Raw genomic sequence first — 21,633 nt, 5'->3', positions numbered from 1 at the left:
ACGGATGGACCGGCGACCGATCACGTAGTTCCCAGCCGGTACCCGCGGCCACGCACGGTATGGATCACCCGCGGGCCATGTGCCTCAAGTCGACGACGAAGGCTGGAGATGTGCACCTCCACGATGTTCTCGTCGTAGCCGTCATAGCCCCACACCGCGGTCAGCAGCTGGGTCTTGGAGACGACGCGCTCGGGGTGCTTGGCCAGCTGGCTGAGCAGGCGACGTTCGGTCTCGGTCAGGTCGATGGTGGTGCCGTTGCGGGTGACGATCGCGGCGTCGTCGGCGATGGTCAGGTCACCGACCGTCACGCTGCTGCCCAGTGAGCCGGTGCGACGCAGGATCGCCTCCACCCGGGCCATCAGCTCCACCATGGCAAAGGGCTTGGCCAGGTAGTCGTCGGCACCCTGGCTGAGGCCACGGATCCGGTCGGTCATCTCGTCGCGAGCGGTGAGCATCATCACGCCGGCGCGGGAGAGTTTGCGCACCACGCCGAGCAGCTCGAAGCCGTCTCGGCCGCCGGGCAGCATCACGTCCAGAATCACCAGATCGGGCTGGTTGGCGGTGATCGCGCGCTCCAGCTCGGTGCCGTCGGGCAAGGCCTGCGCCAGATGCCCCTGCGAGCGCAGCGCGGACACCACCGAAGCCCTGATGACCTCTGAGTCCTCAACAATCAGTACCTTGCTCACGGGCTTATTCTGCACGCTCGTACAGGTTTCTGCGAGCCGGGTCACTGTGTACCGAAATTCACCACCAAACATTCGTCCACGGCTGCTCGGGGTGGCAAACATTCCTTGCTGCACGGAATCCTGGCGGCTCCGGGCCGCTGCCGACGCCACCACGGCGAACGCCCGCTCGTTCACGAGGATTTCACCGAAGGCCCCCTTGCGTCATCCGGGGCAAGCGGCCGACGCTCGCGCAGGAGCGCCCGGCGGCGTCCGCCCGAGCTCACCATCCCGGCGGGCGTCCCGTCGGCCACCCAGAATCCTGCGCGGGAATCCCCGCGTGAGACAACCCCCACCGCCCCGCCCGCTGGGCTACCTTCTTGCCACCCGTCGGAAGGACTCATCGTGAAGCGCTCGCCCCTGACCACCCTGGCCACCGTGGTGGCCACCGCCAGCCTGGCCCTGACCGGCTGTTCGTCGAAGAAGTCGGACACCGCAGGAACCGCCCAGAAGGACGAGTACACGATCGGCATCACCCAGATCGTCGCGCACCCGTCGCTGGACGCGTCGAAGGCCGGTTTCAAGAAGGCCCTGACCGACGCCGGCCTGAAGGTCACCTACGACGAGCAGAATGCGCAGGGCGACCAGGCCACCGCCACCAGCATCGCCACCAAGTTCAACGACGCCAAGCTGGATCTGGTGCTGGCCATTGCCACCCCGACGGCGCAGGCCTCCGCCCAGGCCATCACCAAGACCCCGATCCTGTTCACCGCGGTCACCGATCCGGTCTCCGCACAGCTGGTCAGCTCCATGGACAAGCCCGGCAGCAACATCACCGGCACCTCGGACATGAATCCCGTCGCCGAGCAGATCGCCCTGATCAAGAAGATCAAGCCGTCGGCCAAGAGCGTCGGCATCCTGTACTCGTCGGGTGAGGTGAACTCGGAGGTGCAGGTCAAGGCCGCCAAGGAGGCCGCCGCCAAGGAGGGTCTGGAGGTGGTGACCAAGACCATCACCAACACCTCCGAGCTGCAGCAGGCCGCGCAGTCGCTGAGCGCCGACGCCTGGTACCTCCCCACCGACAACAACGTGGTCTCCGGCCTGGACTCCGTGCTGGCCACCGCCGAATCCAAGAAGATCCCGGTCGTCGCGGGCGAGGGTGACTCGGTGAAGAAGGGCGCGCTGATCACCTACGGCATCGACTACACCAAGCTGGGCGAGCAGACCGGCAAGATGGCCGTGAAGATCCTCAAGGAGGGCGCCGACCCGGCCAGCATGGCCGTCGAGACCCAGACCGACCCCAAGCTGATGGTCAACGAGACCACCGCCAAGAAGATCGGCATCACCATCCCGGCCGAGCTGCAGGGCAAGGCGGAGGTCGTCAAGTAGATGTTGGCCGCCCTTGACCTTGGCCTGATCTACGGGCTGATGGCCCTGGGGGTGTACCTCACCTTCCGGGTACTCGACTTCCCAGACCTGACCGTCGACGGTTCCTTCACGACGGGTGCTGCGGTGGCGGCGTCCGGCATCATCGCCGGCCAGCCGCCGCTGCTGGCCACCCTGCTGGGCGGCGTCGCCGGCACCTTGGCGGGCCTGGTCACGGGCGTGCTGCACACCAAGGGCCGGATCAACCCGCTGCTGGCGGGCATCCTGACCCAGATTGCGCTGTACTCCATCAACCTGCGGATCATGGGCAAGGCCAACCTGCCGCTGCTGCGCTCCGAGACCCTGCTCTCCGGGCTGCGCGACCAGGAGCTCTTCGGCACCTGGGTCTCGGTCGGGATCTTCGGCGTGATGGCGCTGCTGGTGATGCTGGTGCTCGACTGGTTCCTGAACACCGATCTGGGCCTGGCCTTGCAGGCCACCGGCGACAACGAGCGGATGATCCGCGCGCAGGGCGTCTCCACCGACTTCACCAAGATCCTGGGGCTCTCCCTGAGCAATGGTCTGGTGGGTCTGTCGGGAGCGCTGATCGCGCAGTACCAGGGCTTTGCGGACATCGGGATGGGCATCGGCCTGATCGTCGCCGGCCTGGCGTCGGTGATCATCGGGCAGGCGCTGGTCACCAGCCGTCGCTTCATCTTTGCCACCTTTGCGGTGTTGCTGGGTTCGGTGGTCTACCGCGAGGTGATCCAGCTGGCCCTGCAGGTGGGCTTCAACCCCAACGACATGAAGCTGATCTCCGCGCTGCTGGTGATCGCCGCGCTGCTGCTGCCCCGGATGGCGATCATGCGACGCTGGCGCGCCCGGCGTCGCGCCCAGCTGATGAAGGCGGCGGAGAAGGGAGAGGTTCGTGCTTGAGGTCCGCGGCCTGCGCAAGGTCTTCTTCCCCGACACCCCCAACGAGAAGGTGGCGCTCAATGACCTGAGCCTCACCTTGGCCGAGGGCGACTTCGTCACCATCATCGGTAGCAATGGCGCCGGCAAGTCGACCCTGTTGAACCTGATCGCCGGCGAATTCCGTCCCGAATCCGGCTCCATCTGGATCGATGGGATCGACGTCACCAAGCTGCCCGCCCACAAGGTGGCCAACCACGTCGGCCGGGTCTTCCAGGATCCAATGGCCGGCACCACCCCCAACGGCACCATCGAGCAGAACCTGGCGATGGCGCTGTCCCGCGGCAAGCGTCGCGGCCTGCGCAATGGCGTCACCAATGCCAAGCGGCACCTGTTCAAGCAGGAGCTCACCGCGTTGGAACTCGGCCTGGAAGACCGACTCAAGACCGACACCGGCTTCCTCTCCGGCGGCCAGCGGCAGGCCCTCAGCCTGCTGATGGCCACCTTCAGCCACCCCAAGATCCTGCTGCTGGACGAGCACACCGCCGCGCTGGATCCGGCCCGTGCGGAGCTGGTCACCCGGCTCACCCGCGATGCCGTCGCCCGCTACCACCTGACCACGCTGATGGTGACGCACAACATGCGTCAGGCGCTGGAGCTGGGCAACCGGCTGGTGATGATGCATGAGGGCCGGATCATCTACGAGCTGGCCGGCGAGGACAAGAAGAACGCGACGGTGGAGCAACTGCTGGAGCAGTTCGCCAGGATCAAGGGCGACCTGTCCGACCGGACGTTGCTGGCCTGATCCCCCGGCTCTTCCGGCATCCCCGACGACGAGCACGGCCGTCTCCCCCTTGTGGCGGAGGCGGCCGTGTCCGTTGCCTGACTAGGCTGCGGCGCATGAGTTGGCTCGACTGGTTTGGCGGCGACGACGCCTGGCAGCGCCCCCGGCAAGCGGTGGTGCGCCGCGATGTGCTGGTGACGATCGGCATCTTCCTGTTCAGCGCGGCCAGTCTGGAGCTGACCCGATCCTTCGCAGACTTCTCCGACGCCCGGCCGGTCTGGGCACAGTACCTGGTGCTGGTCAGCATCTGTGGCTTGCTGATCTGGCGACGGCGTTACCCGCTGGCCGTCTTCGGGCTGGCCGCGGCGCACTTCTTCGTCACCACCACCTGGGTGGGCGAGGTGGGTTACGCCATGCCCTACCAGCTGGTCTTCTTCTTCACCATCTACTCCGCGGTGGCGTGGGCCGCCGACCGGCGCAGTGTCGCCCTGGCGATGGGTTGTCTGGCGGTGGGCTTCGGCTTCTGGGTGGCCTGGGACTTCGCGATGGGCCAGGCCATCGAGGGCTTCCGGGAGAACACCAAGGACGTCCATGCCCACGGGCTGCTGCCACCCATCCCGGCCTGGGTGCTCTGGACCTCGCTGCTGAACGTCACCTATCTGGGTGGGGCAATGGCGATGGGCCAGTCCGCCTGGCGGCAGGCCCGCGACCGTGCCCGGCTGGCGGACCAGACCGAGACCATCGCCGCCCAGGCCGCCGGCCTGCGGGATCAGGCCGTCGTCGACGAGCGGCTACGGATCGCGCGGGAACTGCACGACGTCGTCGCCCATCACGTTTCGGTGATGGGGATCCAGGCCGCCGGCGCCCGACGCCTGTTGCAACGCGACCCGGAGACCGCCGCGCAGGCGCTGTCCGGCGTCGAGGAGAGCTCCCGGCAGGCAGTCACCCAGATGCGCGGCCTGCTGGGCGCGCTGCGTGGGGCCGACGCCGGTTCCCGTTCCGAGGCTGGCGCCAATGGCGACGGCGGGGAGCGCGGCCCGCAACCCACCCTGGACGCCCTGCCCGCGCTCTACGCCGAGTTCACCGAGGCCGGGCTCCAGGTGGAGCACAGCCTCACCGAGAACCCTCCCGGCAGCGCCAACGGCCTGCCGCTGCCGTTGCAGCTCTCGCTCTACCGCACCGTGCAGGAGGCGTTGACCAACATCACCCGGCACTCCACCGCGCGCTCGGCCAGCGTCGCGGTGCGGGTGCAGGCCGACGGGCCGTCGGGCTGGGCCGAGGTGGAGATCCTGGACGAGGGCCGACCGCGCTCGGGCACCTCGGGCAGCGGGCTTGGTTTGCTGGGCATGCGGGAACGGGTCACCTCGCACGGCGGCAGCTCGGAGATCGGCCCGCGGGTGACCGGCGGTTACCGGGTGCGGGTGCGCCTGCCCCTGGGCAGCACGATGATGGGGGCATGATGATCCGGGTACTGCTGGCCGACGACCAGGCGCTGGTGCGCAGCGGTTTCCAGATGATCCTGGCAGTGGAGGACGACATCACCGTCGTCGGTGCCGCCGCCAACGGCCGCGAGGCCGTGGAGCTGGCCCGGGAGCTGCGCCCCGACATCATCCTGATGGACGTGCAGATGCCGGTGCTCGACGGGATTGCCGCCACCCGCGAGGTGGTCGCCGAGGAGCTTTCCCGCGTGGTGATCCTGACCACCTTCGACCGCGACGACTACCTCTTCGACGCTCTGGAGGCCGGTGCCGCGGGGTTCCTGCTGAAGAATGCCGAGCCGGAGCGGCTGGTGGATGCGATCAGGGTGGTGGCCAATGGTCAGGCCCTGCTGGCCCCCGACGTCACCACCCGAGTGATCCGCCGGATGGTCAGCCATGAATCCGGCACCCCCACCCCGGTTGCCGCCACCAGGCCTGACGCGACGGTCCAGCTCCCCCACGGGGTGGAGCTGACCGCCCGGGAGACCGAAGTGCTCCGCCTGGTGGCCGAGGGCTTGAGCAACCACGAGATCGCGGAGCAGCTCTTCGTCGGCGAGGCGACGGTGAAGACCCACGTCTCCAATGTGCTGGCCAAGCTGGGCGTGCGAGACCGGGTGCAGGCCGTCGTCTGGGCCCACCGCGCCGGCCTGGCCCACTGATCCCATCGGGGCCCGGAGCTTCCCTCGGCCCCCAGCACGCGACGGCCGAGCCCCGCGACTGGCTCGGGACCGTGGTCACGACAGCGCTCAATCAGTCACGATGGCCGAGCCTGTCGAGGCCCCGGCTCCCAACCCTGCATGGGTTGCACATGATGCTCGTCATACTCGGAGTCTCCCGCCTGGGGCCCGGCGGACAACGTCGCACACCTCACGCGCTGCGCAACCCTCGCAGGGTTGTCCCCAGACCCCTGCGACTGGCTCGGGACCGTGGTCACGACAGCGCTCAATCAGTCACGATGGCCGAGCCTGTCGAGCCCCCGCCCGCCGAGCGGCGGAGCCCGGCACGCACGTCGCGCCACCTCCGGCACCCCGCGCCCCTCGATGCACCCCGTGCCCGACATACCGGGCGCACCGAACACCCCCTGGCGCACCGTCCTCAAGCCGGCGCGCCGTGACTTCCGGGACCCGGCCCATCGCAAGGCGGAGCCCGGAAGTCCATCGAGCGGCGGATGTGCCGCGTCGCGGCCACTGCAAGGCTGGATGTACAAGGCCGGACACCGGTCACAACCCAGGGAGGCAACCATGCTGGAGGTGCAACACCTCACCCGTCGCTATGGCGAGAACATCGCCGCAGACGACGTGTCGTTCACCGTCGGGAAGGGGCAGATGATCGGTTTCGTCGGTGGCAATGGCGCCGGCAAGACCACCACGATGCGGATGATGATGGGCCTGCTGCCCCCCGACTCCGGCGAGGTGCTGTGGCAGGGGCGCCCCGCCACCTTCGCGGACCGCTCCCACTTTGGCTACATGCCCGAGGAGCGTGGCCTCTACCCCAAGCAACCGATCCTGGAGCAGCTGGTCTACCTGGCCCGGCTCAAGGGGATGAGCGCCCCCGCCGCCCGCGCCGAGGCCACCCAGATCCTGGAGCGGTTCGGCTTGGGCGCGCGGCTCAAGGACAAGCTGGAGAAGCTCAGTCTGGGCAACCAGCAGCGGGTGCAGATTGCGGCCGCGGTGATGGCCAATCCCACCTGCCTGGTGCTCGACGAACCGTTCAGCGGGCTGGATCCGGCGGCGATCGACCAGATGGCCGACCTGCTGCGCGAGCGCGCCGCCGACGGCATCCCGGTGCTGTTCAGCAGCCACCAGCTGGACCTGATCGACCGGCTCTGCGACGGCCTGGTGATCTTGGCCAAGGGCCGCGTCGTCGCCAAGGGCAGCAAGGATGACCTGGAATCCCGCGGGCGGGTGCGGCACCGCCTGGTGACCAGCGTCGACGCCGGGTGGGTGCGCGACATCCCCGGCGTCCAGGCCGACGACGTCGCCGGTTGCACCGCGCTGCTGGAGTTCACCGAGGCCGGTGCCGAGCGCGCCGTCCTGACCGAGGCGCTGCGGCGCGGCGAGGTCTACGAACTGACCCGGATCCGTCCCACCCTGTCCGAGATCTACCGGGAGGTTGCAGCATGAGCACCATCCAGAACGAGCGCCCCACCGCCACCGAGCCGGTGGCCGCACCGCAGGGCCGTCAGGCACCGTGGCTCACGGTGATGACCCGCGAGATCCTGGTGAAGCTGACGGACAAGTCCTTCATCATCGGCACCTTGGTCACCCTGCTGATGGTGCTGGCCTCCATGGGTGCCAGCGCCTACTTCAGTTCCAAGGCGACCCACTACCAGGTGGCCGTGGTCGATGCCCCGTCGCAGCAGCTGGCGGGCACTCTGGACGCCGTCGCCAAGCAGCAGTCCGACAAGGATTCCGTCGAGGTGAAGAAGGTTGCCGACGTGGCCGCGGCCGAGCAGTTGCTGCGTGACGGCGACGCCGACGCCCTGCTGCAGCGCAAGGGGCAGGGCTGGGAATTGACCTGGAAGAACTCACCCGACGAGGGCCTGGCCAGCATCACCCAGCAGGCGGTCAGCGGCCAGGTAATGGCCGCCACCGCGCAGAAGGCGGGCACCTCGGTGGGCGAGCTGACCGCTGCCAGCACCGTCGGCAGCCACCTGCTGGAGGGTGACTCCACCCGGTCGTCGGCGGGCAAGGTGATGAGTCTGGTCTTCGCGGTGCTCTTCCTGATGTCCGCAATGACCTATGGCATGCAGATCGCCCAGAGTGTGATCGAGGAGAAGCAGTCGCGGATCGTGGAGATCCTGGTGGCGGCCATCCCGGTGCGACAGTTGCTGGCCGGCAAGGTGATCGGCAACACCATCCTGGCGCTGGGGCAGATGGCGCTGCTGGTGGGCACCGGCCTGGTGGGCGCCAGTTTCATTCCCCGCTTCAAGGAGTTCATGCCGCTGATGGGGGCCGCGGTCGGCTGGTACCTGCTGCTCTTCGTCGCCAGCTTCCTGGCCCTGGCCTGCATCTGGGCCGCGGCGGGCGCAATGGGCACCCGCAGCGAAGACCTGCAGCACACCAGCGCACCGCTGATCTACCTGCTGATGGGCGCCTACATGGCCGGCTTCCTGGCGACGGGTGTCTGGAAGGTGGTGCTCAGCTATGTGCCGATCGTCTCCGGCATCCTGATGCCCGCCCGGATCGTGGAGGGCACGGCGCACTGGTGGGACGGGCTGATCGCGCTGGCGCTGAACCTGGTCTTCGCCGGGATCACGGTGTTACTGGGCGAGCGGATCTACCGTCGGGCACTGCTGCAGACGCAGGGCCGGCTGGGCTTCCGGGAGGCGCTCAAGCTGAAGGGCTGATCAGCCGACGGTCGCCCCGAACAGGCGGCCGATCCCGAAGGTGATTGCCATCGCCACCAGGCCCCCGGCCACGTTGCGCAGGATTGCGCGCGGGACGGGGGCCATGCCCAATGTCGCGGAGGCGGCACCGGTGAGGATCAGCGCGACCACCACTGCGGCGACGGTGACCGGAACCGCCAGGCTGTTCGGGGAGACCAGCACGGCCAGCAGCGGCACCAGACCGCCCAGCACGAAGGCGGCCGCCGACGCCAGCGAGGCCTCCAGCGGGTTGGCCGTCGCCTCCGGATCGATCCCGAGTTCCAGCTGGGCGTGCGCGCTGAGGGCGTCGGTCCGGTGGATCTCCTGCGCCGCGCGGGTGGCGGTCTCGTCACTCATCCCCAGCCTGGCCAGCAGGTGCGCCATCTCCAGCGTCTCCTCCTCCGGGATCTCCGCCAGCTCCTTGCGCTCCATCGCCAGCATCGCGTGTTCGGAGTCGCGCTGGGCACTGACCGAGACGTACTCGCCGACGGCCATCGACATTGCGCCGGCGGAGATGCCGGCCACACCGGCGGTGACCAGCGCGCTGGCCGACGCGGAGGCCCCGGCGACGCCGATCAGCAGGCCCGCGATGGAGACGATGCCGTCATTGGCGCCCAGCACCGCGGCCCGCAGCCAGTTGAGCCGGCCCCCGACATTGCCCTCGGGGTGACCGACGGTCTGCACAATGGTGGGCACGGCAGCTCCTGCTCCGCGCGGCAACGCACGGCCGCGACACCATCAGGATGACCCCAAATCCGTCCTCGCGCACCGAAGGAGAGGCTTGCCAACCACGTTTTGCGGGGCAGAAACGTGACCACGATCCCCGAGCCTGTCGGGGCTCCTTGGCGGTCTCCGGGCCAGCCGACCGAGAATCCCGCTCGACAGACCGGCAGGCGCCGATGGTCTGCGCCACAAACTGCATCCTGAAGGCGACCTGGTGCCGTAGTGGCAATGGGTCCGAATCTGGATGTGGTTTGTGGCGCAAACCCGTCGGCCCCGGAGCGTTGAGAAGCCTGGCAGCACTGTGACGTCCACTGGCCCCGACGGCCCCGTCCCGAAACCCCGCGGGGTAGGTTGGTGATGGACGCGTCTCCGCTACAGAGGTGAGCCATGGCAGGCATGGATGAACTCGAACTCGACACCCTGATCGCCCGACTGACCGACGAGTTTCCCCGCCTCACCGGCGCGGAGGTGAACGCCACCGTGCGTGAGGTCTACGCCAGCGCCTCCGGGCCCATCGTCGACTACGTCCCCCTGCTGGTGGAGCGCCGCAGTCGTGCCCGGCTGGCCGCCCGATCGGCCCCCGTCGGCGGCGTCCGGGCCATCACCGGGGTGCCGCCGCTGGGCGCCACCGTCAGCCCCGCCGGCGTCACCTTCTGCGTCTTCTCCCGGGATGCGACGTCGGTCACCCTCGCGCTCTTCGACGATGCCGAGGACGCCGAAGCCGCCCGCGCCATCCAGCTGGAACCGCGCACCAACCGCACCTACCACTACTGGCACGTCTTCGTCCCGGGCCTGCGCGCCGGCCAGCTCTACGGCTACCACGTCGACGGGCCGCGCCGCCCCGACGAGGGCCTGCTCTTCGACCCCGACAAGCTGCTGGTGGATCCCTATGCCCTGGCCGTCAGCTTCCCCGACGGCTACTCGCGCCGCGCCGCCTGCCAGCCGGGCGACAACACCGCCGTCGCGCCCAAGAGCGTCGTGGTGGATCCCGACGCCTATGACTGGGAGGGTGACCGCCCGCTCGGCCGCGACTTCGACGCCACCTTCATCTACGAGATGCACGTCAAGGGCTTCACGGCCGGGGCCAGCAGCGACGTCGATCCCCAGGCCCGGGGAACCTACCGCGGTCTGATCCAGAAGATCCCCTACCTGAAGCAGCTCGGCGTCACGACGGTGGAATTGCTGCCGGTGCAGCAGTTCGACTGGCAGACCGCACCGCCCGGGCGCAGCAACTACTGGGGCTACCAGCCGATGGCCCTGTTTGCCCCGCACGCCCAGTTCAGCTCGCGCACGGATCCGCTGGGGCCCGTCGAGGAGTTCAAGGATCTGGTGAAGGCGCTGCACCGGGCGGGGATCGAGGTGATCCTGGACGTGGTCTTCAACCACACGTCGGAGGAGGGCGTGGGCGGGCCGATCACGTCGTGGCGCGGCTTCGACAACCTCACCTACTACATCGTGCGCACCCAGGACGGCCTGGCCTATGACGACTTCACCGGCACCGGCAACACCTTCAACACCAACGAGACGGTGGTGCGCCGGCTGATCCTGGACTGCCTGCGCTCCTGGGTGCAGCACCTGCACGTCGACGGTTTCCGCTTTGACCTGGCCTCGGTGCTCTCCCGCGGCCAGGACGGCATCCCGCTGCGCAATCCGCCGATCCTGTGGGACATCGAGACCGACCCGGTGCTGGCCGACACCAAGATCATCGCCGAGGCCTGGGATGCCGTCGGGCTGTACGAGGTGGCCACCTTCGTCGGGGACCGCTGGGCCGTCTGGAATGGCGCCTACCGCGACACCGCCCGGCGCTTCATCAAGGGCGACGCTGGGCTGGCCGACCGCTTTGCCGACGGCCTGATGGGCAGTGCCCGGCTGTTCAGCCAGCCTGGCCGGGACCCGCTGCGCAGCATCAACTTCATCACCGCCCACGACGGCTTCACCCTGAATGACCTGGTCAGCTACGACCACAAGCACAACGAGGCCAATGGCGAGGACAATCGCGACGGTGCCAATGACAACGAGAGCTGGAACTGCGGCGTCGAGGGCCCCACCGACGACGCCGAGGTGGAGGCCCTGCGGGAGCGGCAGATCCGCAACTTCCTGGTGGCGCTGATGGTCTCCCAGGGGCGTCCGATGATGCTGATGGGCGACGAGGTGCGCCGCACCCAGCACGGCAACAACAACGCCTACTGCCAGGACAATGAGCTCGGCTGGTACGACTGGGATGGACCCACCCGTCACCGCGGGCTGCTGCGCTTTGTCCGCAAGGCGATGCACTACCGGCGCGGCTCCGTGCTCTTCGCGATGCAGAACTTCTGGGGCGAGAGCGAGGGGGCGACCGTCACCTGGCACGGGGTGGAGCTCGGCCAGCCGGATTTTGGCGACGGTTCGCACACCCTGGCCGTCGAACTGGACCACCCGACCAGCACCGAGCACCTGCACATGGTCTTCAACGCCTACTGGGAGCCGCTGGAGTTCGCGCTGCCGCCACTTCCCGACGGTTATCGCTGGTGCCGGCTGGTGGACACCGCCCTACCCTCCCCCGACGACTTCGTGGACCCGCCACCACCGGTCGCCGACCAGCAGCGCTACCGGGTGGAGGCGCGCTCGTCGATCGTGCTGACCGTCACACCCGACTACGAGTGGCGAGAGGTGCAGGGCGTGATCGCGCGCTTGGGTCTGGTCTTCCCCCAGCTGCCGCCAGATCTGGTGCGCACCACCGTCGAGCAGGTCTACGCGGAACTCACCGGCCCGATCCGGGATTTCGTGCCCGTGCTGATCGAGCGTCGCGCCTGGGACCGGCTGCGCCACCAGGACCGGGGAAACAGAAATCCCCTTGGCCAATGACCAAGGGGAATGCTGTGGGCCTAACTGGACTTGAACCAGTGACCTCTGCCTTATCAGGGCAGCGCTCTAACCGACTGAGCTATAGGCCCGGAGTCGCTCTCGCAACGAAGAGAGACTTTATCGTGCTCCATGGCCGGAGCACAAATCGGGGGTGAACTTTGGCTGTCAGTCCTCCGCGAGGGTGACCTCGAGGCCGCCGATCACGGTGGCGGCCAGGTTGTAGAGGAAGCTGAACAGCGTCGCCAGTGCGGTGAGCAGGATCACATTGATCGCCGAGATCAGCGCGGCGAAGCCCAGCACCTTGTGGGTGTTGACGTAGTCCTCCAGCCGGAAGGCGGTGTCGCTGCCCGGGCTGGCCACCAGGTCAGTGACGGCCTTGTTGACGCTCTCGAAGACGCCCGACGCATTGATCACACCCCACACCACCCAAGTGGCGACGAAGAAGATGATGCCACCCGCGATGGAGAACATCAGCATGGTCTTCATCACCGACCACGGATCCAGCCGGGAGAGCCGCAGCCGCGCCTTGCGGGTGCGCCGGGTCACGGCGCCGCCGGGTTCCCCGTCCACGCTCGAGGCGGTCGCGCCGCTGGTGCCGGGCACGCTGGCGGGCTCGGCCGTGTTGTCACTGGCGGTCACCTCGGCAGCCTTGGTCATGGTGCGGTCCTTCAGATCGGTGACCTTGTTGCCGACGGTGGAGGAGGTCTCGGTGAGCTTCTTGCGAGCCTTGACCCAGGCCGACTCGCCCGTCGCGCCGGCGGTCGCGGCCGTTCCGGCTTCGACGACCGTCACCTCGTCGCTGCTCGCCTCCTTGGCGGACTGGGCCGCCTGGGCACCGATCTTGGCGGCGCTGGTCGGATCACTCACCGGATTCCTCCTGGTTGTCCTCGGTCACATCGTCTGTCGAGACAGCTGCATCGGTCACGTCGTCCGAATTCTGCTCCCCTACGGTAGCGGGGGAATCGGCCTGCGCGGGCGCCGACTCGTCAGTTGTGGGCATATCGTCCGGCATAACCGCCTCCGCGATCGCCTCGATGGCCTCGTCCTCATGGCTCTCGGGGTTGATCGCGATCACGGCCACGTGGTCCTCACCGCGCACCCCGACGAACTTCACGCCCATGGTGTCGCGGCCCTTGGCGGGCACGTCCGCGACGGCGGAGCGGGTGATCTGGCCGGAGTGCTTGATGGCGATCACCTCGTCATGTTCGCTGACCACCAGGCCACCCACCAGGTCGCCCCGGTCGTCGGCCAGCTTCATCGCCTTGATGCCCAGGCCGCCCCGGCCCTGCTGGCGGTACTCGCTGACGGCGGTGCGCTTGGCGTAGCCGCCGGAGGTGACGGTGAAGACGAAGCGGTCGTCCTCGGGCATGTCGGCGTCGATGATGCTCATGCTGAGCAGGGAATCGTCCTCGCGGAACTTCATGCCGGTGACGCCGCTGGTGGCGCGGCCCATCGGGCGCAGCTGCTCGTCATTGGCGCCGAAGCGGATCGCCTGACCCTTGCGGCTGACCAGCAGCACGTCGTCGGCCTCGCTCACCAGCTGCGCGCCGATCAGCTCGTCGTCCTCGTCGCGGAAGTTGATCGCGATCACGCCCGCCTGGCGCGGGGAGTCGTACTGCGCCAGCGCGGTCTTCTTGACCAAGCCCTTCTTGGTGGCCAGCAACAGGTAGTCGGCGTCCTCATAGGATCGCAGGGTGAGCACCTGGGCGATCTTCTCGTCGGGCAGGAAGCTCAGCAGGCCCGCGACGTGGCCGCCCTTGGCATCGCGACCGCCCTCGGGCAACTGCCAGGCCTTGATCCGGTAGACCCGGCCCATGTTGGTGAAGAAGAGCACCCAGTGGTGCGCCGTGGTGGCGAACAGGTGCTGCACCTCGTCGTCAGTGCGCAGGTTGGCACCCTTGACGCCCTTGCCACCGCGCTTCTGAACCCGGTAGGCCTCGGTCTTGGTGCGCTTGGCGTAGCCGCCGTGCGTGATGGTGACGACGATGTCCTCGTCGGGGATGAAGTCCTCGTCGGAGAAGTCGCCGTCGGCGGCGATGATCTTGGTGCGACGCTCGTCACCGTACTTGTCGGTGATCTCCTGCAGCTCGTCACCGATGATCTTCCGCTGGCGCATCTCGTTTGCCAGGATGTCCTTCAGATCCTCGATCAAGTGCTCGATCTCGGCCAGCCGGTCGACGATCTTCTGCCGCTCCAGCGCGGCCAGGCGCCGCAACTGCATGTCCAGGATGGCGGTGGCCTGCTTCTCATCGATGTCCAGCAGCGCCATCAGGCCGTCGCGGGCCTCCTCGGTGGTGCGGGAGCGACGAATCAGTGCGATGACCTCGTCCAGCATGTCCAGCGCCTTGACCAGGCCACGCAGGATGTGTGCCCGCTCCTCGGCCTCATTGAGCTGGAAGGCGGTCCGACGTCGGATGACCTCGATCTGGTGCTTCACCCAGTAGCTGATGAACTGATCCAGCCGCAGGGTGCGCGGCACGTCATCCACCAGGGCAAGCATGTTGCAGCCGAAGGTGTCCTGCAGCTGGGTGTGCTTGTACAGGTTGTTCAGCACGACGCGGGGCTGGGCGTCGCGCTTGAGGATGATCACCAGGCGCTGGCCGGCGCGTGAGGAGGTCTCGTCGCGCATGTCGGCGATGCCGTTGACCTTGCCGGCGTTTACCAGCTCGGCGATCTTGGAGGCCAGGTTGTCGGGATTGCACATGTACGGCAATTCCTTGGCCACCAGCATGGTGCGGCCGTTCTTGTCCTCCTCGATGTCCACCACGGCGCGCATCGTGACCGAGCCGCGGCCCGTGCGGTAGGCCTGCTCGATCCCGTCGCGGCCGACGATGGTGGCGCCCAACGGGAAGTCGGGGCCCTTGACGAAGCCCATCGCCGCCTCGAGCAGCTCCTCGTCACTGGCCTCCGGGTGCTCCAGGCTCCACTGCACGGCCTCGGTGACCTCGCGCAGGTTGTGGGTGGGGATGTTGGTGGCCATGCCGACGGCGATACCCGTGGAGCCGTTGACCAAGAGGTTCGGGAAGCGGGCCGGCAGCACCGACGGCTCCATCTCCCGGTTGTCGTAGTTGGGCCGGAAGTCGACGGTGTCCTGGTCGATCTCGCGGACCATCTCCATCGCCATCGGTGCCATCTTGCACTCGGTGTACCGCATGGCGGCGGCGGGGTCATTGCCCGGGGAACCGAAGTTGCCCTGGCCGTTGATCAGCGGCGCGCGCATCACCCACGGCTGGGCCAGGCGCACCATGGTGTCGTAGATGGCGGAGTCGCCGTGCGGGTGGTACTTGCCCATCACCTCGCCGACGATGCGGGAGCACTTGTTCCAACCACGGTCGGGGCGGTAGCCGCCGTCGTACATGGCGTAGAGGACGCGACGATGCACCGGCTTGAGCCCATCGCGCACGTCCGGCAGGGCGCGACCGACGATCACACTCATCGCATAGTCCAGATAGGACTTCTGGATCTCGTCGTTCAGGTCGATCGGCTCGGTGCGGCCGTGCTCCGGCGCGTCGATCTCGTCGACGGTGGAGACGGTCTCCTTGGGCTGCGACGAGTCATCGTCGGCCATGATCTCCTCCACCGGGGAAAGATCCTCGGAGTTGGCCTGCTCGTCGCTGCCCTGGGGGCCCTGCGGGGTCTCACTCATCTGTGTTTTCCCTTGTCATCGTGTACTGCGTGAAGTTCATGTGCCGGCCACAATCCTTGGATCATCGCCGCGGTAGGAGGTCAGGTGTCCGGGTACCCGCCCGGGCCGTGGATGGGCCTGGCCCCCCGAGCGAGGAACGAGCGAGGGGCGGTTGGCCCGGGCGGGTAGCCCGGCAGCTGACCTCCCCTTGCCGACCTAGATGTCCAAGAACCTCACGTCCTTGGCATTGCGCTGGATGAAGGTGCGGCGCTGTTCCACGTCCTCACCCATCAGGACAGAGAACATCTGGTCGGCCATCGCGGCATCGGCCAGGGTGACCTGCAGCAGGATCCGCCCGTCGGGGTCCATCGTGGTGTCCCACAGGTCCTGCGCATTCATCTCGCCCAAGCCCTTGTAGCGCTGGATCGGGTTGACGTTCGGCAGCTTCTTGCCGGACTTGATGCCCTCGTCGCGCAGGGCATCGCGCTCGGCGTCGTTGTAGGCCAGCTCGTGCGGGGCATTGGTCCAGCGCAGGCGGAACAGGGGCGGCTGGGCCAGGTAGACCTTGCCCTGTTCGATCAGCTTCGGCATGAAGCGGAAGAGCAGGGTGAGCAGCAGGGTGCGGATGTGGGCGCCGTCAACGTCGGCGTCGGCCATCAGCACGATCTTGTGGTAGCGCAACTTGTCGATGTCGAAGTCCTCGTGAACGCCGGTGCCCAGGGCGTTGATGATGGCCTCGACCTCCTTGTTCTGCAGGATCTTGTCCAGCCGGGCCTTCTCCACGTTCAGGATCTTGCCGCGGATCGGGAGGATGGCCTGGGTGCGCGGGTCACGGCCACCCTTGGCGGAGCCACCGGCGGAGTCACCCTCGACGATGAAGACCTCGCACTCCTCCGGCTTGTTGCTGGAGCAGTCGGCCAGCTTGCCGGGCAGGCCGCCGCCGCCCAGCAGGCCCTTGCGGTTGCGGGCCATGTCGCGGGCCTTGCGGGCAGCGATCCGGGCCTGGGCCGCGGCCTGGGACTTGCGGACGATGTCCTTGCCCTCGGCGGGATTGCGCTCGAACCAGTCGCCCAGCTTGTCGTTGACAACACGCTGCACGAAGCTGCGGGCCTCGGTATTGCCCAGCTTGGTCTTTGTCTGGCCCTCGAACTGCGGCTCGGAGAGCATGATCGAGATGATCGCGGTCAGGCCCTCGCGGATGTCGTCGCCGGAGACGCGGTCCTCGCGCTTCTTGATCATGCCCCAGGCCTCGCCCCACTTGTTGACCGTGTTGGTCAGCGCGGCGCGGAAGCCCTCCTCGTGGGTGCCACCCTCGATGGTGTTGATGGTGTTGGCGAAGGTGTGGACGCTGGAGGTGTAGGAGGTGTTCCACTGCAGCGCCACCTCCACGCCCATCCCGGCATCGGGCATGTGGGCCTCGACATTGATCACGCTGGGGTGGATGGGCTCGCGGGTGCCGTTGATGAATTTCACATAGTCCACCAGACCGTCGTCGTAGCGGAAGGAATCCGTGTTGGGCTTGCCCTCGTCGTCGACGTGGTCGGGCCGCTCGTCGGTGATGGAGATCTCCAGGCCCTTGTTCAGGAAGGCCATCTCCCGGAAGCGGGTGGCCAGGGTCTCGTAGGAGTAGTTGGTGGTCTCGAAGATGTCCTTGCTGGCGTAGAAGGTGACCTTGGTGCCGGTCTCCTCGGTCTCCTCACACTGGCGCAGGTCAAAGTCCGGATCGCCCAGGGTGAAGGTCTGCTCCCAGCGGTAGCCGTCGCGCCAGACCTCGACGGTGAACTTGCTGGACAGGGCGTTCACCACCGACGAGCCGACGCCGTGCAGACCGCCGGAGACCTTGTAGCCGCCGTCGCCGAACTTGCCGCCGGCGTGCAGCACGGTCAACGCGACGGTGACCGCGGGCAGGCCGTGCGTGGGATGCATCTTGACCGGGAAGCCACGGCCGTGGTCGGCCACCGAGATCCCGCCGTCGGGCAGGATGCAGACCTCGATCTTGTCGCCGTAGCCGGCCAGCGCCTCGTCGACGGAGTTGTCGACGATCTCATAGACCAGGTGGTGCAGGCCGCGCTCACCGGTGGAACCGATGTACATGCCGGGGCGCTTGCGGACGGCCTCAAGCCCCTCCAGCACCTGGATCTGCCCGGCGTCGTAGCTGCCAGCGGCCACCGAGGTGTCACCGGCGTCGATCAGACCTTCCAGACGTCCTGCATCATTGTCATCGACGGTAACGTCCTGACTGGTGCTTTCACTCACCGGGCATGCTCCTGTTCCCAAGGGGGCGACCTCCACCGACCGCCCGGTAGGGTTCCGGCGCGACGGTACGGATCCAACTCCGAAATTCTAGCCGAATCCGTCGATATACCACATTTGGGGAGCCCAACACGGCCCGGGAGTGCCGCTGAGCGGCTCTAGGCGCCACCTTGCAGGCACTGGCGGCAGGTCCGCCTAGGCCCCCAGCGCCCCGGAGGCCCGCAGATGCTCCTGTGCCGCGAAAATCGTACGCCGCGCGCCGGCTCCGGCACCCCGCGCCACTTCCCGTAGGCTGCGCGGACGGAGGCACCCCGCGCCCGACAATCCCGGCGCCAGGAGCCCCAGCCGGCGCACCCAACCATGGTCGGCGCGACGTGACCTCCTGGGCACCCTGCGTCACCAACGTCATCGGCTCGCGCTGGCGGCGTGACGTTGCTCGCGACCTACGCGCAACCCACCGTCGCTGAACGCAACACCAAGACCCCGGTGCGTAACGCTCGCATCACGCCGTGAGCCCATCCCGGCGCCAGGGTCGGCTCAGCCGTAGGTGTCGCGGGGGCCGCGGCCGTCGCGGACGCTGCGCGGGCCGTGCTTCCAGCTGGGGGCGGTGGGGCCCAGCACGGTGATGCGGGTGACGGTGCCCTGGCCCAGCTGCCGGTTGAGCTGCGCCACCAGGCTGGGAGCCAGGGAGCGCAGGCTGGTGGCCCAGACGGTGGAGTCGCAGCGCACCGTCAGCACGGTGTCGGTGTAGCCCTCGGGGTGGGAGTGGGCGGCATTGGTCTGGCCCACCAGCGCCTCCCAGCGGTCCAGCAGGTGGCGCAGGTTCACCTCGCGCTGCCAGCCGCGCTCCTCGATCACCCGGCCCAGTGCGGCGCCCAGGGGTTGCGGGTCACGGGCATCGGGGCCGGAGCCGGAGCGGGTGCCGGGCTCCACCCAGCGTCGCCTGCTCTGCCGCATGGTCTTGCGCACGCCGCGTGGGGGCGGCAGCAGGCTCTTGGTGCCCTGGGCAATCTGGGTGGCGAGGTCGACGCCGAGCGGGTCGTGCCGGGCCAGGATCTCCCGATCCTCGTCGCTGGCTGTGGACGGGGAATCCTGTTCCCAGTCGGGATTGGCGGGTTCGCTCACGAGTTCTCCCCAAGCCGGTCCTCGTCATCCACCGGTCCATCCACAGAGTTGTCCACAGGCTGTGGAGTGAGCTCTTTCACATCGTCAAAGCCCTTGTCAGATGCACTTTCCAGAGTGTGGACAAGCGGCGTCTCAGCTGTGGACAACGGCTCGCCGTCCACACCGGCGGGCACGACGGTGCCTGCCAACACCCGGTAACGACGCCCGGTGGGCTCACCCCGGTCGTCCTGGGTGAGCAGCTCCGGCACGTCGGTGGGGACGGCGGCAGTGACCAGCACCTGCTCGGCGTCGCGGACGTGTTCGGCCAGCCGGAGCCGACGGGTGGAGTCCAGCTCCGCGAAGACGTCGTCCAGCACCAGCACCGGCTCGATCCCATCGGAGCGCAACAGCTGGAAACCGCCCAGCCGCAGCGCCAGCGCCAGGCTCCAGCACTCGCCGTGGCTGGCATAGCCCTTGGCCGGCAGCTCACCGATGAACAAGGTGAGGTCGTCGCGGTGCGGTCCCACCAGGCTGACCCCGCGGGCCATCTCTTCCCGGCGACGGTCCTGCATGGCCTGCAGCAGGCGACGCTCCAGCAGCTCCCGGCCGGGCTCCTCGGCGACGCCGGGAACAAGATCAAGTGTGGTCTTGTAGACCGCCCGCGCCACATTGTTGGTGGGGGCGATGGACTCGTAGGCCTCACTGACAAAGGGCATCAGGTCGGTCAGGGTGTCCAGCCGGGCGTGCAGCAGTTCGCTGCCGATCCGGGCCAGTTGTTCGTCCCAGACCTCCAAGGTGGATTCGGCGTACTCGTCTACCCGACCGCCCCGCCCGGCCAAGGACTTGAGCAGGGTGTTGCGCTGCTTGAGGGCCTTGTCATAGTCGGCCTTCACACCGGCCATCCGCGGCCAGCGGGTGATCACCAGTTGGTCCAGGAAGCCGCGGCGATCACTGGGGTCGCCCTTGACGATCGCCAGGTCTTCGGGGGAGAAGACGACGGTGCGCAGCACCCCGCAGATCTCCCGGGCGCGCGGCAGGGCATTGCGGTTGATCCGGGCGCGGTTGGCCTTGCCCGGGTTCACCTCGATCTCCAGCAACAGCTGGCGCGGGTCGTCACTGGCGGCCTGCACCCGGCCGCGGAGGATGGCCTGCGGCTGGCCCGCCTTCACCAGGGGCGCCTCGGAGCTGACACGGTGGGATCCCATGCTGGACAGGTATTCGACGGCCTCGACGAGGTTGGTCTTGCCCTGCCCGTTCTGCCCGACGAAGATCGTCACCCCAGGCCCGAGCTCGACGTCGGCGGTGCCATAGCAGCGCCAGTCGATCAGGTTCAGGTGGTGGACGAACATGGGCTCCAATCTACTCGGCGGAACCGGGGACGCGGACCGACCAAGATCGTTCCACGTGGAACGCCGCAACACCGGGCAACAGAATGTGGATGGTCACCACCGTCGTCGGTGGTGACCATCCACAGACTTCTCGCGGTGTGGCCAGCTGTCAGTTCCCGGGCTTGATCGGGTTCAGCGAGCCCTTTGGATTGCCGCTCTCGCCGGCGGGCAGCGGCGGGGTGGCGGGAACCTCGCCGGGCTGCGGAGCCGCGACGACGGCGTGGCCCCCGAACTCATTGCGCATGGCGGCGATCATCTTCATCGCCGGCTTGTCATCCTGCTGGCTGACGAAGCGGGCGAACAGGCTGGCGGCGATGGTCGGCACCGGGACACCAAGATCAACAGCGGCGTTGACGGTCCAGCGGCCCTCGCCGGAGTCCTCGGCGATGTCGTCGATCTTGTCCAGGTGCGGGTCCTTGTTGAGGGCGTCGACGGTGAGATCCAGCAGCCAGGAGCGGATCACCGTGCCCTCCTTCCAGCTCTCGAAGATGGCGGGCACGTCGGTCACCTCGCCGGCCTTCTCCAGCAGTTCCCAACCCTCGGCATAGGCCTGCATCAGGGCGTACTCGATGCCGTTGTGCACCATCTTGGCGAAGTGCCCGGCGCCGTGGTCACCGGCGTGCACGAAGCCATAGGGCCCCTCCGGCTTCAGCGCGTCGAAGACCGGCTGCACCTTGGCGACATCGGCGGCCTGGCCACCGACCATCAGCGCATAGCCCAGCTCCAGGCCCCAGATGCCGCCGGAGACGCCACAGTCCAGGAAGCCGATGCCCTTCTCCTTGAGCTGGTCAGCATGGCGCTTGTCATTGGTCCACTTGGAATTGCCGCCGTCGATGATCACGTCACCCTCGTCGAGCATCTCGGCCAGCTGGGTGATGGTCTCATCGACGAACTGGATCGGGAGCATCACCCAGACCACCTTGGGCCCTTCGGTGAGCTGGTTGACCATGTCCTGCAGGTCCGCCGAATCGCTGATCTCCTGGTTGCGGTCATAACCGATGACGGTGTGGCCGCCCTTGCGGATGCGCTCGCGCATGTTGCCGCCCATCTTGCCCAGGCCGACGAGTCCGATCTGCATGGTGATTCCTCTCGAAGAAGTGCTCGGTGTGAACCGGTCGATCACCAGCG

The 21,633-nt window shown here is 67.8% G+C and carries 16 protein-coding genes and 1 tRNA gene; 8 read left to right on the top strand and 9 right to left on the bottom strand.

Annotation, left to right across the window (positions count from 1 at the left end):
* Nucleotides 1–20: 20 nt before the first annotated feature.
* Nucleotides 21–686, bottom strand: coding sequence for a response regulator transcription factor (locus tag AAEX57_RS08070; protein WP_342091822.1), 666 nt, complete (start codon nucleotides 684–686; stop codon nucleotides 21–23).
* 381 nt (nucleotides 687–1,067) lie between these two features.
* On the opposite strand from AAEX57_RS08070, the gene AAEX57_RS08065 reads away from it, so the two are divergent.
* From AAEX57_RS08065 to AAEX57_RS08035, 7 genes are all read left to right on the top strand, one after another.
* Nucleotides 1,068–2,051, top strand: coding sequence for an ABC transporter substrate-binding protein (locus AAEX57_RS08065; protein ID WP_342091821.1), 984 nt, complete (start codon nucleotides 1,068–1,070; stop codon nucleotides 2,049–2,051).
* Nucleotides 2,052–2,963, top strand: a complete 912-nt coding sequence (locus AAEX57_RS08060; protein WP_342091820.1) for an ABC transporter permease — start codon at nucleotides 2,052–2,054, stop codon at nucleotides 2,961–2,963.
* Nucleotides 2,956–3,744: an ABC transporter ATP-binding protein gene (locus AAEX57_RS08055; protein WP_342091819.1), complete on the top strand. Its 789-nt coding sequence runs from the start codon at nucleotides 2,956–2,958 to the stop codon at nucleotides 3,742–3,744. Before AAEX57_RS08060 ends, AAEX57_RS08055 begins: the two co-directional genes overlap by 8 nt.
* 95 nt (nucleotides 3,745–3,839) lie before the next feature.
* Entirely contained in the window at nucleotides 3,840–5,183 is a 1,344-nt protein-coding gene (locus AAEX57_RS08050) for a sensor histidine kinase (RefSeq protein ID WP_342091818.1), read from the top strand.
* 2 nt (nucleotides 5,184–5,185) lie between these two features.
* The gene (locus AAEX57_RS08045) at nucleotides 5,186–5,860 is read left to right on the top strand and encodes a response regulator transcription factor (protein ID WP_342091840.1); all 675 of its coding nucleotides are present in this window, start codon (nucleotides 5,186–5,188) and stop codon (nucleotides 5,858–5,860) included.
* 582 nt (nucleotides 5,861–6,442) lie between these two features.
* Nucleotides 6,443–7,324: an ABC transporter ATP-binding protein gene (locus AAEX57_RS08040; protein ID WP_342091817.1), complete on the top strand. Its 882-nt coding sequence runs from the start codon at nucleotides 6,443–6,445 to the stop codon at nucleotides 7,322–7,324.
* On the top strand, nucleotides 7,321–8,550 hold the full coding sequence (locus AAEX57_RS08035) for an ABC transporter permease (RefSeq protein ID WP_342091816.1): 1,230 nt from the start codon (nucleotides 7,321–7,323) through the stop codon (nucleotides 8,548–8,550). Before AAEX57_RS08040 ends, AAEX57_RS08035 begins: the two co-directional genes overlap by 4 nt.
* Here AAEX57_RS08035 and AAEX57_RS08030 read toward each other — a convergent pair whose 3' ends face one another.
* Entirely contained in the window at nucleotides 8,551–9,264 is a 714-nt protein-coding gene (locus AAEX57_RS08030) for a VIT1/CCC1 transporter family protein (RefSeq protein ID WP_342091815.1), read from the bottom strand.
* A 414-nt stretch (nucleotides 9,265–9,678) separates the two neighbouring features.
* Here AAEX57_RS08030 and glgX point away from each other — a divergent pair, with 414 nt between their 5' ends.
* Nucleotides 9,679–12,135: a glycogen debranching protein GlgX gene (glgX, locus tag AAEX57_RS08025; protein ID WP_342091814.1), complete on the top strand. Its 2,457-nt coding sequence runs from the start codon at nucleotides 9,679–9,681 to the stop codon at nucleotides 12,133–12,135.
* A 15-nt stretch (nucleotides 12,136–12,150) separates the two neighbouring features.
* Here glgX and AAEX57_RS08020 read toward each other — a convergent pair.
* The 7 genes from AAEX57_RS08020 to gnd form a co-directional block, all read right to left on the bottom strand.
* Nucleotides 12,151–12,224: transfer RNA gene (locus AAEX57_RS08020), tRNA-Ile, on the bottom strand.
* 76 nt (nucleotides 12,225–12,300) lie between these two features.
* Nucleotides 12,301–13,002 (bottom strand): DUF3566 domain-containing protein, encoded by a 702-nt coding sequence (locus AAEX57_RS08015; RefSeq protein WP_342091813.1) that lies wholly within the window; start codon nucleotides 13,000–13,002, stop codon nucleotides 12,301–12,303.
* Complete coding sequence (gyrA, locus tag AAEX57_RS08010; protein ID WP_342091839.1) at nucleotides 12,995–15,703, bottom strand: DNA gyrase subunit A; 2,709 nt, start codon at nucleotides 15,701–15,703, stop codon at nucleotides 12,995–12,997. The genes AAEX57_RS08015 and gyrA overlap by 8 nt, the downstream gene beginning before the upstream one ends.
* 273 nt (nucleotides 15,704–15,976) lie before the next feature.
* Nucleotides 15,977–18,016 (bottom strand): DNA topoisomerase (ATP-hydrolyzing) subunit B, encoded by a 2,040-nt coding sequence (gene gyrB / locus AAEX57_RS08005; protein WP_446721122.1) that lies wholly within the window; start codon nucleotides 18,014–18,016, stop codon nucleotides 15,977–15,979.
* A gap of 534 nt (nucleotides 18,017–18,550) precedes the next feature.
* Nucleotides 18,551–19,138 (bottom strand): DUF721 domain-containing protein, encoded by a 588-nt coding sequence (locus tag AAEX57_RS08000; RefSeq protein ID WP_342091812.1) that lies wholly within the window; start codon nucleotides 19,136–19,138, stop codon nucleotides 18,551–18,553.
* Nucleotides 19,135–20,466: a DNA replication/repair protein RecF gene (gene recF, locus AAEX57_RS07995; protein WP_446721121.1), complete on the bottom strand. Its 1,332-nt coding sequence runs from the start codon at nucleotides 20,464–20,466 to the stop codon at nucleotides 19,135–19,137. The genes AAEX57_RS08000 and recF overlap by 4 nt, the downstream gene beginning before the upstream one ends.
* Before the next feature lie 148 nt (nucleotides 20,467–20,614).
* Nucleotides 20,615–21,583: a phosphogluconate dehydrogenase (NAD(+)-dependent, decarboxylating) gene (gene gnd, locus AAEX57_RS07990; protein WP_342091811.1), complete on the bottom strand. Its 969-nt coding sequence runs from the start codon at nucleotides 21,581–21,583 to the stop codon at nucleotides 20,615–20,617.
* Nucleotides 21,584–21,633 lie beyond the last annotated feature (50 nt).

Source organism: Luteococcus sp. H91, assembly GCF_038433135.1.
Taxonomy (GTDB): Bacteria; Actinomycetota; Actinomycetes; order Propionibacteriales; family Propionibacteriaceae; genus Luteococcus.
The sequence above is the reverse complement of the archived record's forward strand: the minus strand, read 5'-3'. Positions and strand labels throughout refer to the sequence as shown.